The sequence below is a fragment of the Candidatus Komeilibacteria bacterium CG_4_10_14_0_2_um_filter_37_10 genome, assembly GCA_002793075.1.
Taxonomy (GTDB): domain Bacteria; phylum Patescibacteriota; class Patescibacteriia; order UBA1558; family UBA1558; genus UM-FILTER-37-10.
The window spans coordinates 1-13,065 of sequence record PFPO01000078.1 but is presented as its reverse complement, the minus strand read 5'-3'; the positions used below and the strand labels follow the sequence as shown (position 1 = coordinate 13,065).

10 protein-coding genes and 1 tRNA gene are annotated in these 13,065 nt (G+C 37.8%); 8 read left to right on the top strand and 3 right to left on the bottom strand.

Translation table 11 applies throughout. The annotated features are described in order from the left end of the window. Positions 1-352: 352 nt before the first annotated feature. The 7 genes from secG to trpS all read left to right on the top strand — a co-directional run bounded on the left by secG (position 353) and on the right by trpS (position 8,201). Positions 353-568 (top strand): preprotein translocase subunit SecG, encoded by a 216-nt coding sequence (secG, locus tag COX77_04185; protein ID PIZ98567.1) that lies wholly within the window; start codon positions 353-355, stop codon positions 566-568. Between the two features lie 18 nt (positions 569-586). After that, positions 587-2,425 carry a hypothetical protein gene (locus COX77_04180; GenBank protein ID PIZ98566.1) on the top strand — a complete coding sequence of 613 codons (1,839 nt, stop codon included), beginning with the start codon at positions 587-589 and terminating at the stop codon, positions 2,423-2,425. Positions 2,426-2,434: 9 nt separating this feature from the next. Beyond that, a tRNA-Leu gene (locus tag COX77_04175) sits at positions 2,435-2,519 on the top strand. A 544-nt stretch (positions 2,520-3,063) separates the two neighbouring features. Further along, positions 3,064-4,875 carry a ribonuclease J gene (locus COX77_04170; GenBank protein ID PIZ98565.1) on the top strand — a complete coding sequence of 604 codons (1,812 nt, stop codon included), beginning with the start codon at positions 3,064-3,066 and terminating at the stop codon, positions 4,873-4,875. Next, on the top strand, positions 4,875-6,104 hold the full coding sequence (locus tag COX77_04165) for a hypothetical protein (GenBank protein ID PIZ98564.1): 1,230 nt from the start codon (positions 4,875-4,877) through the stop codon (positions 6,102-6,104). The genes COX77_04170 and COX77_04165 overlap by 1 nt, the downstream gene beginning before the upstream one ends. Positions 6,105-6,219: 115 nt before the next feature. After that, the gene (locus tag COX77_04160; protein ID PIZ98563.1) at positions 6,220-7,077 is read left to right on the top strand and encodes a hypothetical protein; all 858 of its coding nucleotides are present in this window, start codon (positions 6,220-6,222) and stop codon (positions 7,075-7,077) included. 122 nt (positions 7,078-7,199) lie between these two features. Next, on the top strand, positions 7,200-8,201 hold the full coding sequence (gene trpS, locus COX77_04155; GenBank protein ID PIZ98562.1) for a tryptophan--tRNA ligase: 1,002 nt from the start codon (positions 7,200-7,202) through the stop codon (positions 8,199-8,201). A gap of 15 nt (positions 8,202-8,216) precedes the next feature. Here trpS and manB read toward each other — a convergent pair whose 3' ends face one another. The 3 genes from manB to COX77_04140 all read right to left on the bottom strand — a co-directional run bounded on the left by manB (position 8,217) and on the right by COX77_04140 (position 11,429). Beyond that, entirely contained in the window at positions 8,217-9,566 is a 1,350-nt protein-coding gene (gene manB, locus COX77_04150) for a phosphomannomutase/phosphoglucomutase (GenBank protein ID PIZ98561.1), read from the bottom strand. Positions 9,567-9,578: 12 nt separating this feature from the next. Continuing rightward, positions 9,579-10,643 (bottom strand): hypothetical protein, encoded by a 1,065-nt coding sequence (locus COX77_04145; GenBank protein ID PIZ98560.1) that lies wholly within the window; start codon positions 10,641-10,643, stop codon positions 9,579-9,581. A gap of 90 nt (positions 10,644-10,733) precedes the next feature. Further along, a complete protein-coding gene (locus COX77_04140) occupies positions 10,734-11,429 on the bottom strand; it encodes a hypothetical protein (GenBank protein ID PIZ98559.1) in 696 nt (231 codons plus the stop codon). Here COX77_04140 and COX77_04135 point away from each other — a divergent pair. Next, positions 11,428-13,011 (top strand): tRNA uridine(34) 5-carboxymethylaminomethyl modification radical SAM/GNAT enzyme Elp3, encoded by a 1,584-nt coding sequence (locus COX77_04135; GenBank protein ID PIZ98558.1) that lies wholly within the window; start codon positions 11,428-11,430, stop codon positions 13,009-13,011. The genes COX77_04140 and COX77_04135 overlap by 2 nt on opposite strands. Positions 13,012-13,065 lie beyond the last annotated feature (54 nt).

Below are 13,065 nucleotides of genomic sequence, written 5' to 3'. Positions count from 1 at the left end.
ATAATTCTCTCTTTAAGCCTAATAGGCGTCTCGTTTGGTTGGTGTTTAGGACGAGTAGATCTATTAATCAATCATTCAATGCCATCTCTTCTAAAATTAGCTAGCCAATATTTTATAGCCCGCTCGCTAAAAGGACAGACCTTGGCCAACTGCTTAATTGTTATCTCTTTGTTGATGATAGGTTTAATCCACCTATATTTTTCTTCTTGTGTTGATTTTTGCATAGTTTTTGACATATAGCCCTAGTTTACTAGAAAGTGCAATATGTGTGTGCACATTACCACGGATAATTGACAAATGATCAACGTTCTGCTAATCTATTATCATTAGTTTGCTTAAATTAATATAGGAAATGAAACAAACCATACAAATTATACAAATTATTGTCTCAATCCTCTTGATTGTCGTAGTGTTGTTACAAAACCGTGGTTCTGGCTTAGGCGCTGCATTCGGTGGTGATAACGCTATTTATCGAACCAAAAGAGGTGCGGAAAAAATTATTTTTATTACTACTATTGTTTTGGCTGTCTTATTCTTTGTTTTAGCTTTAGCTCAAATTTTTATTTAATAACTTGGGCGTATTCGTGTGTCAAAAAAACTAAAATTTTTTTCCTGGTTAACTTTCACCAAAAGTTCATTAATTAAATTTATTGAGCGTATTTTAGCTAATTCGCTAAACCGTAATAAAAATTTATCCCCAGAAATTGATCAACAATTAATTAGTCAGCTACCAACGTCACGTTGGCCAGCGTGGTCACAATTAAAACAACTACCGCATTATTTAAATAGTCGGGAGTGGCTCGTTCTCCGCGTAGCGATAATTATGACCATCGTCGGCTTAGTCGGTGCTGGCCTTGCTTTCTACTGGCAACACTCAGTACTGGTACCGAAACAAGGCGGCGAATACACCGAGGGTTTGATTGGCTCACCGAATCTGATCAATCCTCTACTATCACAATACAACGATGTTGACCGGGACTTAACGCGATTGATATTTAATGGATTACTCAAATACGATCAACAAGGAAATCTCACCACTGATCTGGCAGAAAAGATTAATATTAGTACCGATCAAAAACAAATTATCATTACTTTAAAAAATAATATTCTCTGGCATGATGGCGAACAAGTAACTGCTAATGATGTGATCTTTACCATTGCCAGTATTCAAGAAATTGCCTGGCAAAGCCCCTATCGCGCTGCCTTCACCAATGTTCAGGTAGAAAAGATTGACGACTTAAACGTTAAAATTTCCCTTGATCAGGGTGCTCTTAATTTTTTGAATAATTTAATTGTCGGCTTAATTCCGGAACACCTTTGGTCTACAGTTTCCACTTCTAATGTCACGCTGGCGGAACTCAATAAAAAACCGATTGGCACGGGACCATTTCAATTTTCCACCTTAACCAAGGATCGGTCGGGTAGTATCAAATCACTAGTTTTAATTCGCAATGACCGGTATTTTACCACACCAGCATTTCTTGATAGTATTACTTTTAAATTTTATGGTGATTATGAGACCGGGGTGCAAGCTTTAAAAAATAAAAATGTTGATGGTTTAAATTTCTTACCGCGAGAATTTACTAGTGAAGCAGATAAAAATAAAGATTTAATCTTGCACGAACTTAGTCGTCCACAATACGCGGCCATTTTCTTTAACACGAAAAAAAATAGTCTTCTTAAAGATCAGGCAATTAGAAAGGGTCTGGCTCTAGCTATTGATCGTGATAAAATTATTAACGAAGTTCTGGGTGGCGAAGGTCAAATAATAGACAGTCCTATTTTACCCGGCTACACTGGTCATACCGAAGATGTTGCTAAGTATAACTATAACGTAAACGAAGCTAGCTCCTGGCTCGATAAAACCGGCTGGCTAAAAGTTGACGGGCAACCATATCGACAAAAAAAAGGAGCTGAGCTAATTATTAAATTAACAACCGTAGAAAATCCGGAATATCAACAGGTAGTCGCGATCATTAAAGATAATTGGGAAAAAATCGGAGTTAAGACAGCTGTGGAAATAGTTCCCAAAGAACAAATCCGTGAACAAATTATCAAAAATAGAAATTATGAAGCGTTACTTTTTGGTCAAATTATCAAATCTGATCCCTATCCTTTTTGGCATTCCTCACAAGTTGACGATCCGGGTCTGAATCTTTCTATTTGGGCTGATAAAACCATCGATACTCAACTGGAGCAGATTCGCCAAACATCAGATGAACAGCAAAGAGCCCAACTAATCGTTGACTGGCAAAAAAACTTAACCAACTTTGCACCCGCTATTTTCTTATATAATCCCATCTATATCTATCCCATTGATAAAAAAATATTAAACGTTAACATCAAGAACATTAACTCCACACCTGATCGTTTTAATGATATTACGAACTGGCACATCAAATCCAAACGCGTCTTTCAATGGTAAGACTTTCCAGCCAGAGTGGTGAAACTGGTAAACATGCACGGTTCAGAGCCGTGTGCCGCAAGGTTTGAGGGTTCGAGTCCCTCCTCTGGCACCACGTCATACTTTACCTCGTCCGCTCCATCCAGCACTTCGCGAAAAGCTGGATTCCGCTACACTCAGTAAAGTATTTCTTTGTAAAATTATACTTAATCCTCTCCGCCTCTGGCGGATCGAACTCAAGTATATTTTTATCCAGAAGCATATCTATGGATTAGTTTGTAAACATTATTCCTTTAGCTCGCTTGCTTATTCCGCCTTCTCACCACGCTAGCGCTGGCACAGCGGGTGGCGGATCGAACTCAAGTATATTTTTATCCAGAAACATGTCTGCAGATTAGTCTATTTAGTTTAAAAGCCCTATCTCTTTAACTTGCTACATCTATACTCAGATTAGAAATTAATACATTATAATCTATTAAAAGCTCAAATCACTTCCCCGCTTAATAAAATATTACTTCTAAATTACTAAACAATCCTCTAAAATTAAATTACTGCGCTTAAAAAACTTTGAGTTTAGACAATTTAATTTTAATCTCTCCTCCCAAACCCTAATCAGAGTTTGGATAGGAACAATTTAACCATTAATAAATGAAAAAAATATGATTGCAAAGAGAGAATACCGATCGCATTCTGCTGGACCAGGCGCCCAACGGCACCCCGTCGTTCCGAATACCACGCGGTATACATCATCCCGGGTAAGTAATTACCAACAGGCTGATAAAAATAACAAAAGAGAAATTTCTTTTGGCGGTAACAAACTAAAAATTATAGTCCTCGGTGGCAATGAAGAGGTGGGCCGGAATATGACTATGTTGGAATATGGGCCTGATATCATTATTATTGATATGGGCTTACAGTTTCCTGAAGAAGACATGTTGGGCATTGATTATATCATTCCCGATACCACCTACTTTGAAGGTAAAGAAAATAATATTCGTGGTGTTTTTATTACTCACGCTCACTATGACCATATTGGTGCCATCCCTCATTTGATTGGCAAACTCGGCAATCCACCAATCTTTTCTTCTGACCTTTCTCTCAAAATTATTGAGAAAAGACAAAATGACTTCCGTAGCGTTGGCAAACTTAACACGCAAGTAGTAACTACTAATGATCACGTTAAAGTCGGTTGTTTTGAAGTGGAATTTTTTGGTGTTTCCCATAATATTCCGACTTCCATGGGTTTAATTATTCACACACCACTAGGTATAGTCATCCATACGGGGGACTTTAAACTGGATCTTAATATCTCCGGTGATACACCAACGGAAATAACCAAGATCGCTAAGCTGGGCGATAAAAAAGTTTTAGCCCTGCTGTCTGATTCCACCAATGCTCCCCAGAGTGGCCACCAACTATCAGAATTTGAAATCCAAAGAAACTTAGAAGATATCATTCGCAATGCGCCGGGTCGTTTGATTGTTGGCACTTTTGCCTCGCTACTCGGTCGTATCCAACAAATTATCTGGGCCGCGGAGAAGTGTAATAAAAAAATCATTATTGAAGGCTTTAGTATGAAATCCAACGTTGAGATTGCGCACAATCTAGGCTATCTTAAAACGGAAAAAGGAACAATGATCACTACCGCCCAAATGAAAGATTTTCCCAATAACCGTATTGTCATTCTCTGTACTGGCGCGCAAGGCGAAGATAATGCCGTGCTCATGCGAATTGCTAATAAAGAGCATCGATCAATCGGGATTGAAAAACACGATACCGTTGTCTTTTCCTCCTCGGTTATTCCCGGCAATGAACGCTCAGTGCAAAAACTAAAAGACTCGCTCTATCGTCAAGGCGCAGAGGTAATTCACTATCAAATGATGGATATTCATGCCGGTGGTCATGCCAAAGCCGAAGATCTGAAATTGCTCCTTAATTTGGTTCGCCCTCAATATTTTATTCCCATTGAAGGCAATCACTCTTTCTTGCGTATGCACGCTAAGATCGCCGAACAAACTGGCATTGATCCAAAAAAAATATTCGTTGCGGATAACGGTCAAGTTATGGAATTCAATAAAACTGGTGGCCGCTTAACTACCACCAAAGTTCCTGCCGACTATGTCTTTGTTGATGGACTCGGAGTGGGTGATGTTTCCACAGTAGTTCTTCGCGACCGACAATTGATGGCGGAAGATGGTATGTTGGTAATTATTGCTACCATTGATTCCAAAACTGGTGAACTCACTAATTCACCGGATATTATTTCTCGAGGTTTTATCTACATGAAAGAAAATAAAAAAATGGTAGAGCAAACCAGAGCCAAGATTAAAACAGTACTCAAAGAAAATAATCCAAAAAAAGTTAATAACGATACCTATCTGAAAGATAAAATCCGTAATGAAATAGGACAGTTCCTTTTTGACAAAACCGAACGTCGTCCGATGATCTTACCGGTAATTATTGAGGTGTAATGCTGGGGGCAGTAAAAAAATTTATTTCCCAAATTAGTAACCAAAATATTGATTATTGGCTTCTGGCTATTATCTGGTTTTTATTTACTATCCTAACAATTTACTGCTTAATGTTGCGCTATTCGCAAGAGCAATACGTTCTCTTAGCTAATTCTTTTTGGCAAGGACACCTTCATTTTTTAGACCAATGGGGTCCAATTTATGACAGTGCTGCGTGGCATGGTCATTTTTATTGGCCCCTAGGCATGCTACCAGCCATACTCATGATGCCATTTACACTAATAGCCAAAATATTGGGCTCACCATATTATCAAGCTTGCCTACACATACCTTTTTTGGTAATTATTGGTTTGATTATTAATGATTTACTAATTAAATTTGATTACCAACAAAAAGATCGTTTCTATTTAATTATTGCCTTTATTATCTGTTCACCGCTCCTTGGTGTTGCCCTAATTAGTGATAGCTGGCAATTTGCTCAAATGACAGCCTTACTACTTAGTTGCTGGTCATTATGGGAATTTTATCAACACCGCCGCTATTGGCTTATCGGTATTTTATGCGCCACTATTTTACTGACGCGTCCAACGGCCAGTCTAATTATTTTTTTCTACATCCTAAATATAATTTTGATTGAAAAAAATAATATTATTACTAAACTGCGCCAATTGCTTTGGCCGTACATAATTGGTCTAATGATGATGTTTGGTTACAATTTCTGGCGTTTTCAAAACCCTTGGGAAAGTGGCTATTCTTTACAACTGCAAGGAACTAACTCTCTACTACAATTAAAACAACAAGGTATTTTTCATTGGCGCAATGTTGGCCGTAACCTCTTCTATCTACTTTTCCAACTCCCTTTGATTTCCTTATCACCCGTCACTCCCTACCTACCAATTTATCCATATGTTTATGCTAACCCCTGGGGTTTAAGTATTTTTTTTACCTCGCCTTACCTTTTTACACTTTTTTATCATCACTATAAAAAAACGATAGAAAAAATTATTTGGTTAACTATTTTCATAATTTTAATACCCATTGTTTTTTACTATGGAGTTGGTTGGTATCAATTTGGTTATCGCTATGCTCTAGATTTTTGGCCTTTACTTTTTCTGCTTTTTACGCAAAAGTATAGAGAAAAAAATAACTACCTTTCTGACAAAATCAGAATAGTTATTATTATCTCGGCCATTTTCAACTTATACTTGTTTTTTACACTTTATTCGTGAAAAATAGACTGAAATATCATTCAATGTTAAAATATAAAAGGCGTAGTCGAAGCCAATAATATCTATTTATATTAAATAATAGACAGTATAATCAAAATAATTAACTATCAACAATATGAAAAAAGTTATTTCCTTAGTCCTAGTTTTCTCCTTTGTTCTCGCCTTGTTATCCTTCACTTCAGTGTCAGCTGAAGAGTTAGAAAAAATTCCATCGCCAGAGCAAATCAAATTATTTAAAGTTGTCAAGAAAGAGAACGGGGCTCTCTATGGTGTACGATTAAAACAAAATAATAGCGAAGACAAAATATCTTCCGATTCTATGCAGTCAGAAAAGTTAGAGAAAATATCATCACCCGAAGAAATCAAATTATTTAAAGTTATCAAGAAAGAGAATGGGGCTCTCTATGGTATAAAATTAAGTGACCAAGAACGACAAAAAAAAGAAGATGGTGGACAAGATGCCACTAAACTGTCAAGGGAAACAAAATTAGAAAAAATACCAACTGCTAATGATATTTCTTTCTTTGAAAAAATCAAGAAAATCGGAAATGCTCTATGGGGTGTAAAAAAACAAATGCCACCCTATTCCGGAACAAACTCGGCGATTGTTGACGACAACACCCGAGCCTGTGTCATAACCACTATTGATACCAAAGATACGGCTGTTAAAGATTTGATTGCTAAACAATCAACGGATCGTCAACAGACAATAACTGAGCGTAATACTTGCCAAAAAGCAGCCTTTGATACGATTGAAAAACAAAAAACTAACTTAGCCGCTTGTGCAAAAAACTTCAAGGAAGCGAATGTTAAAATTCAAAATGAATACAAACAAAGTCATCAAACAATTTGGAAAAGTTATCTAACTAGCCTCAAAGAATGTTCTAAATTACTAAAAACAGATACTTCGGATAACGAGTCAAAAAATAGTGAAATACTAATTGAAGATGGCGACGCTAGTGAAATTGAATAACTAAAATGCTAAAAAACCCAGTCGTTACCCAACTACTGGGTTTTTAATTATCTCAATTGTTTTGCGTTAAATTTAATCAAATAACTATTTATTTATAACCAAATTTATGCTAAAATAGAGCCATGACTGAAAAAAACACAACAATTTTATTCTCCGGCATCCAGCCAACTGGTGATATCCATATTGGCAATTATTTGGGTGCTTTACGCAATTGGGTGGACTTACAAGATAAGTACCAAGCGCTCTATTGTATTGTTGATTTACACGCTCTGACCATCAGTCAAGATCCAGCACTTTTCCCAGATAAAATCCGACAAACAGCTATTGACCTACTAGCTATCGGTTTAAATCCGAAAAAAGCTACGCTTTTTATTCAATCTCATGTACCAGCGCACAGTGAGCTGGCTTGGCTATTTACCACCTTACTACCACTAGCTGAGCTAGAACGCATGACACAATACAAAGAAAAGTCTCAAGCCAATCAACAAAATATTAATGCCGGATTATTACAATATCCCGTTCTCATGGCGGCCGACATCTTGCTTTATCACGCCGAAGCCGTGCCTGTTGGTGATGACCAAGTACAACACATTGAGCTGGCCAATACTGTGGCCAGAAAATTTAATAATAAATACGGTGCTACTTTTCAACACATTAAACCATTGCTCACCAATGGCGCCCGCATCATGTCCTTGACTGACCCCCAGAAAAAAATGAGCAAATCACTGGGCCCGAAAAATTATATTGCCCTCCGTGATCAGCCGGCAATAATCAAAGAAAAGCTAGCCCATGCTGTTACCGATAGCGGGCCGGCTGGACCTGATAGTAAATCTTTGGGCGTGCATAATCTGTTTGAACTGCTGGATCTTTTTGCGAATCCTAAAGTAGTTAATTATTTTGAAAAAAAATATAATAATAAAACTATTAAATATTCAGAGCTCAAAGAAACGCTAGCCGAGAGCATAATCAAAACCCTAGCGCCGATCCAGGATAATATTGCTCAATACGAAAAGAAACCGAAATTGGTTGATGACATTCTTAAAAAAGGCGCCAAACAGGCAATGGTGTTAGCCGAAAAGAATATTGCCGATATCAAAAAGAGAATGGGTTTGTATTTAACCTAAACTGGTAACCAAAATTTATTCCATTATTAGCTGACTTAGTTCTGCTAATTTTTTTTGCAATAGATTATCATCAGCTGCTTCTAAATTTAGGCGCAGTAGCGGCTCGGTACCAGAGAGGCGCACATTAAACCACCACTCGGGATAATATACGGACAAGCCATCTAATTCACTTTGCTCACCATCGTGATAAATATTTTTTAATTTAGTAATAATTTTTTTCTGATCATCAACTGTAAAGTTTGTTTCTGGTAGAATAGAGCTAGTCTGAAACTTCTCAATCAGTTGACTGAATGTTTTTCCGGATTCTTGGGTCATAATCGACAATACAATCAAAACAGTGAGAAAGGCATTGTCCGCATAGAAACAATCGCGATAATAATAATGACCAGACTTCTCGCCACCAAAAATAATGTCCTCTTGCCGCATTTTATTCTTGATAAACGTATGGCCAACTCTTTCCATTACTGGCTGACCACCAAAGCCGCTAATGACTTCTGGTACAACTCTACTACATACGGCATTGTATAATATTTTTTGCGCCGGATATTTATTTAACAAATACTGAGCTACTAAACAAATGATGTAGCTACTATCAATTAGCCTGCCCTGCTCGTCAATGAAGAAAACGCGATCACTGTCACCATCAAAAGCTAATCCCAAATCAGCATTTTCTAGTTTTACACGTTTGATTAAATCACTAGTATTTTCGGGCTTTAAAGGATTGGCTTCATGATTCGGGAAAGAACCGTCAAGCTCAAAATAAAGCGGGATAATATCCAGTGGGCTATTTTCCAATAATAACGGAATGATTTTACCAGCCAAACCATTACCCGCGTCAATCACTAGACGCATTTTCTGAAAATCTGCGGGGTTGATAAATCTCTTAAGGTAATCCAAATATTCCGTTAGTATTTGTCGTTTATCTTCAACGGCCAAACTGTGCTCACTATTGTAATCCTCCTGCAACGCCAAATAATATTGCTCAATCATTGGCAATCCGCTATCAGAACCAACTCCCACCGCACCAGCTAAAACAATCTTACAGCCATTATACTCTGCTGGGTTATGCGAGGCTGTGATCATAATGCCCGGCATACTGTAACGACCAGAAGCATAATAAACAGTATCAGTAGAAACCAAACCCAAATCCCACACTTTCATACCCTGTGCTACTAGTCCCAAAATTATCCCATCGCGGAGCTCTGGCGTAGACATCCGCATATCGCCACCAATGACCACGGTTTTAGTTTGACCGGCTTGCAGAAAAAACTTGGCAATAGCTTGACCCAAAAGATTAGCCACAGCACGATTGATTTGCTGCGGATATAGCCCCCTAATGTCATAGGATTTGAATATATCAGACATGGTTTTTTCCAATTATTGTTGGTTTTTTAACTTCTGCCAAATATCTTTTTTCATCATCATCAAACCGCCCAGTCCCCACCAGACACCAAGTAGCATGACTAACCAACCAATCCATGGTAGTGCCGTTAATACTAAATAAATAAATAGACCGAGTAAATATATATACGGCCAAGGCCATTTTAGCTGCCATCTATTAGCTATCCAAGAACCAATTAGATAACCCACATAAACAGCTGAGGAATAAAGTAGAATTAAATAAATAGCTAACAAAATCAGAGACAAAGGAATGCCGATAATAGTAATAAACAACACGATCATCACCAAAGGTGTCACTACCGACAGTACTAAACCGTACAAAATATACTTATATTTATTTTGGGGATCAGCAACGGCTGTGCGCCAGGTGCTAGGCATTAACTTAATTAGCAATAAACCTAATAACAATAAACTTAGCAAGCGGTAAAAAATGCCGGATATTTTATTTTGCCATACTTGTGCTTGATCGTTCTTTTTCAGCTCGCTAAAATTATGCTGACCTTTCACGATCGCACCACTTGGTACCTCAGCCATGTTTCTGCTCTGATAGTTTAAATTACCATTAACTACCGCTGTGCTGGATAAGACCAGTTGCCCCACTTCGGCATTGAGGTGCGTTAATTGTCCACTGATAAAAAGCTTTTCCATGCCACCATCAACATTACCAGCTACTTGACCACGCATTTCAATATTCTGACCATAGACCATCAGCGTTGCTCCGAGTTTAGCCTTGTCATTAAGATAGATATTATTACCAGCCAATGTTACTCCGTGCTTGATTTCGCTATCAATAGTAATATTCTGACCTGCCGCCCGTAAACTTCCTTCAATTATGCCTGTAACACGAATATTGGCAGCAATGGCATAAACATCGCCTTTTATATTGCCAGCAATGGTAATATTGTTACCAATCACGAAAACGTCACCATTAATATCACCCAATAATTCAATATTATTGGCTACCCGATAAATGTTGGCTAAATAGCTTTGCCCTAATGGTAAATAATAATCCTCCCCCCGGGCTTGATTGGCGCTGGCCATTAAAGGCAGTATGATACCAATAAGGAACAAAATGACAAACGGTTTTTTTCTCATATTTTTATAGTTAATAATATTAATATTTTAGCAGTATTATAACTTTCTGGCTACTAGCACCAAGTTGTGCCCATGCCATTGATTAGTAACCTGGCCAGCGCGCTCATAATATAATTCTTCAATTACCAAACCACTTTTTTCTACTAATAACCGTAGTTCTCGCGGATTAAAATTGTGACAGTACCGCCAAATGGTTTCTGTTTGACCATGCCATGGTACCAAGACATCATTAAGGTCATAACTACGAAATATATTGATAAAATTACTCTTTAGCCATAACCAAAAATATTTTTTTTGCCGTAAATTCCAAGTGGTCATAAGTAAATAGCCGCCAGGATTTAAATGCTGATAAAATTTTTGTAATAGTTCCTGTCTGGCTTGCCGACCTGGCAAATGGTGAAAAGAGGCAAGGGCGTAAATTAAATCAATGGCTGCTGGCCAAGCATCTTGCTCGTTCAACCAATGAGCTACCCCATACTGCGCTTGAGCTTTTTCCAGTAATAACCTACAATTATCCATGCCGTAGTATTGACCTTGATAATCCGCTACCAATGGATAAAAACGTCCATTACCACAACCCCAATCCAGCACGATGTTGTTTGGTTTTATTTTCTTGGCGAGTACTTGAGCAATCGGCCAATTACTTTGCCGGCTCTGAGAAAAAGTATCAGCGATAGCACAATAGGTAGCTACTACTTGATCCTGAATTTTATTAATTAATAGTTGTTTCATGGATAATAATCTGATTATTAAATTATTGAAAAAACTTAGTAGCAACTCCGCTCATAATCAAGAGCAGTTTTTGCGTGATAAAAAAATAATTTGTAACCAATTACACATCACTCCTCCTTCTAATGCTACACTGCTGTCTGTCTATCGTCAATTAGTAGAAAATGGGCAACTGCGAGTGAGTGCTAATATTAATAAATGGCTAATTACCCGACCCGTCCGCTCCCTTTCGGGAGTAGCGGTTATTTCCGTGTTAAGCAAACCCTATGCTTGTCCAGGAAAATGTCTTTACTGCCCATCAGAACCAAAAATGCCTAAAAGTTATCTATCCAACGAACCGGCGGTGATGCGCGCTATTAGTAATTCTTTTGATCCTTATCGCCAGGTACAAGCTCGCCTGCTGGCTCTCTATCTCAATGGACATCCTACTGACAAGATGGAATTAATCGTCTTGGGTGGTACTTGGTCGGCTTATCCTTGGTCTTATCGTCAATGGTTTATTAAAAGATGTTTTGATGCCGCTAATACCTTTCAAAATAAAAATAAAGCCGCCCGGACCCTGGGCCAAGCTCAGAAAACTAACGAGACGACTGATAAAAGAATTATTGGTTTAATTTTAGAAACCCGGCCGGATCATATTAATGAATTAGAAATAAAAAGACTAAGACAACTAGGCTGTACTAGGATTCAGCTAGGGGTCCAGGCACTAGATAATCATATTTTGAAAATTAATCAGCGCGGACACACTGTACAAAGTGTTATCCAAGCCACTAGGCTATTAAAAGAGACCAGTTTTAAAATTGATTATCACTTCATGCCCAATCTCGCTGGCTCCACCCCCAAAAAAGATTTAATCATGTTTAAAAAATTATTTACTGATAAAAACTTTCGACCAGATCATCTAAAAATTTACCCGACGGTAGTTAATAAATACGCCGAGCTTTATCGCTGGTGGCAAAAAGGTAAATGGCATCCATACTCCGATCAACAGTTAATTAACCTACTAGTAAAGATGAAAAGTATTGTGCCATACTATGTCCGTATTAATCGTTTGGTGCGTGATATCCCCGGTGCCAGCATTCAGGCTGGTAACAAAATCACCAATCTCAGACAATACTTAACGGTAGCGATGGCGAAAAAGAATCTATCCTGTCACTGTATTCGTTGTCGTGAAGTTAAGGGCCAACAAATTAAACCACGACAAATTAAATTATATATTGAGCAATATGAGGCCAGTGGCGGTCAAGAATACTTTATTAGCTTAGAAAACAAAACCCGGGATCAACTTTATGCTTTTTGCCGTTTACGCTTCAATGATCAACAAAAGAATATCCTGCCAGAATTGACTGATTGTGCACTAATTCGCGAATTACATACTTACGGTCAGCTCATATCTTTACAAACTAAAAAAGGAGAAACTCAACACATTGGCCTGGGTAAAAGACTGATGCTGGCAGCAGAAAAGATTGCCCAGCAAAAACATTTTACTAAAATAGCAGTCATTGCTGGCATTGGTGTACGTCAATATTATCAAAAACTTGGTTATCATTTACAAGGAACTTATTTAATTAAGAATTTAAAATGACCTCCTCCCCGCGCTCAAAAAAGCTATCTTAACTAGATAGCTTTTTTTCATACG

What these genes read in the sequence shown, in the direction of transcription:
- COX77_04170 (PIZ98565.1), top strand. Translation starts at nt 3,064, where the DNA reads ATGATTGCAAAGAGAGAATACCGATCGCATTCTGCTGGACCAGGCGCC.
- COX77_04160 (PIZ98563.1), top strand. Translation starts at nt 6,220, where the DNA reads ATGAAAAAAGTTATTTCCTTAGTCCTAGTTTTCTCCTTTGTTCTCGCC.
- COX77_04135 (PIZ98558.1), top strand. Translation starts at nt 11,428, where the DNA reads ATGGATAATAATCTGATTATTAAATTATTGAAAAAACTTAGTAGCAAC.
- trpS (PIZ98562.1), top strand. Translation starts at nt 7,200, where the DNA reads ATGACTGAAAAAAACACAACAATTTTATTCTCCGGCATCCAGCCAACT.
- COX77_04145 (PIZ98560.1), bottom strand. Translation starts at nt 10,643, where the DNA reads ATGGCCAGCGCCAATCAAGCCCGGGGGGAGGATTATTATTTACCATTA.
- secG (PIZ98567.1), top strand. Translation starts at nt 353, where the DNA reads ATGAAACAAACCATACAAATTATACAAATTATTGTCTCAATCCTCTTG.
- COX77_04165 (PIZ98564.1), top strand. Translation starts at nt 4,875, where the DNA reads ATGCTGGGGGCAGTAAAAAAATTTATTTCCCAAATTAGTAACCAAAAT.
- manB (PIZ98561.1), bottom strand. Translation starts at nt 9,566, where the DNA reads ATGTCTGATATATTCAAATCCTATGACATTAGGGGGCTATATCCGCAG.
- COX77_04140 (PIZ98559.1), bottom strand. Translation starts at nt 11,429, where the DNA reads ATGAAACAACTATTAATTAATAAAATTCAGGATCAAGTAGTAGCTACC.